We start from the raw sequence: 1,712 nt of genomic DNA, 5'->3' as shown, positions 1-1,712 counted from the left end.
TGGCTGGCGAGTCGAAAGCGGCGTGATGATGCATTGTCATCAATGTCTTAGGGGGACACGTCAAGGAGGCGAAGCGGGAATATTGAGGTTCTAATGACATCCCCAAGGTAAAAAAATCGGGCGGTGATCGCGCGATCACCGATCGCATTCTCAAAGTTCAGGAGGCTCTTATGGATTTCACTATCTCGCCCAAGCAGAAGGAATGGCTCGACCGCGTGCAGTCGTTCATGACCAAGCACGTGCGCCCTGCGGTGCCGATCTACAACGAGCAGGACAAGAGCGGCGATCGCTGGAAGGTGATCCCGGTCCTGGAAGAGCTCAAGAAGAAGGCGAAGGCCGAAGGCCTCTGGAACATGTTCATGCCGCCAAACGAGCATGAGGACGACGAATTCCGCGGCGCGGGATTGACCAATCTCGAATATGCGCTGCTCTCGGAGCAGATGGGCCACATCTCCTGGGCTTCGGAAGTCTTCAACTGTTCCGCGCCAGACACCGGCAATATGGAAGTGTTCATGCGCTACGGCTCCAAGGAGCAGAAGCGCAAATGGCTGCGTCCGCTGATGGACGGCGAAATCCGCTCCGCCTTCCTGATGACGGAGCCGGCCGTAGCCTCGTCCGACGCCACCAACATCGAGACCAGCATCGTGCGCGATGGCGATCACTACCTCATCAACGGCCGCAAATGGTGGTCATCCGGCGTCGGCGATCCCCGCTGCAAGATCGCGATCCTGATGGGCAAGACCGACTTCAAGGCGGCCAAGCACCAGCAGCAGTCGCAGATCCTGGTTCCGCTCGACACCCCCGGCATCAAGGTCGAGAAGATGCTGCCCGTGTTCGGCTTCGACGACGCGCCGCATGGCCACGCTCAGGTGCTGCTCGAGAGCGTGCGGGTGCCGAAGGAGAACATCCTGCTCGGCGAAGGCCGCGGCTTCGAGATCGCGCAGGGCCGTCTCGGTCCCGGCCGTATCCATCACTGCATGCGCACCATCGGCAAGGCCGAGGAGGCGCTGGAGAAAATGGTCAAGCGGCTTACCTCGCGCACCGCTTTCGGCAAGCGGATCGTCGAGCATTCGGTATGGGAGCAGCGCATCGGCGAAGCCCGCACCAACATCGAGATGACGCGGCTGTTGTGCCTCAAGGCCGCCGACATGATGGACAAGGTCGGCAACAAGACCGCGCAGGCCGAGATCGCCATGATCAAGGTCGCAGCCCCCAACATGGCGCTGAAGATCATCGATGAGGCGATCCAGGCCTTCGGCGGTGCAGGCGTGTCGGACGAAGCCGGCCTTGCCAAGGACTACGCCCACATCCGCACGCTCCGTCTCGCCGACGGCCCGGACGAGGTGCATAATCGCGCCATTGCCAGGCTCGAGGCTCGGAAGTATGCAAACCCTTCCGCGCACTAATCAAATGGGGGAGAGCGCAAGCCGCTCTCCGCGCCGTGATTCCGGGTTCGCCTCTTCGAGGCGCCCCGGAATGACGACAATGAAAAGAGGGAGCGTCACTGTGACTGACGGCGTCAAGAAAGACGAAGAGTTCTCGGGCACCAAGCCGGTCGAGGAGCGACATCGGTTCGACGAGCTGCGCCTGGAGGCCTGGATGCGCGAGCATGTCGCGCGCTTTGTGGGCCCGCTCGTCGTCCTCCAGTTCAAGGGCGGCCAGTCCAACCCGACCTATCGCCTCAACACGCCGAACCACTCCTACGTGATGCG

Annotated in this window: 1 protein-coding gene and 1 pseudogene; both read left to right on the top strand. The window is 61.6% G+C overall.

Annotation, left to right across the window (positions count from 1 at the left end):
* Positions 1–170 precede the first annotated feature (170 nt).
* Positions 171–1,406 carry an acyl-CoA dehydrogenase family protein gene (locus AC0L2O_RS36120; protein WP_473373112.1) on the top strand — a complete coding sequence of 412 codons (1,236 nt, stop codon included), beginning with the start codon at positions 171–173 and terminating at the stop codon, positions 1,404–1,406.
* Positions 1,407–1,506: 100 nt separating this feature from the next.
* Positions 1,507–1,712: pseudogene (locus tag AC0L2O_RS36115) on the top strand (phosphotransferase family protein); the annotation flags it as partial.

Source organism: Bradyrhizobium sp. Kon10, assembly GCF_055807395.1.
This window is presented reverse-complemented; position numbering and strand designations above follow the sequence as displayed.

Excerpts from the sequence above, each read along its gene's own strand:
- AC0L2O_RS36120 (WP_473373112.1), top strand. The coding sequence starts at position 171 with ATGGATTTCACTATCTCGCCCAAGCAGAAGGAATGGCTCGACCGCGTG.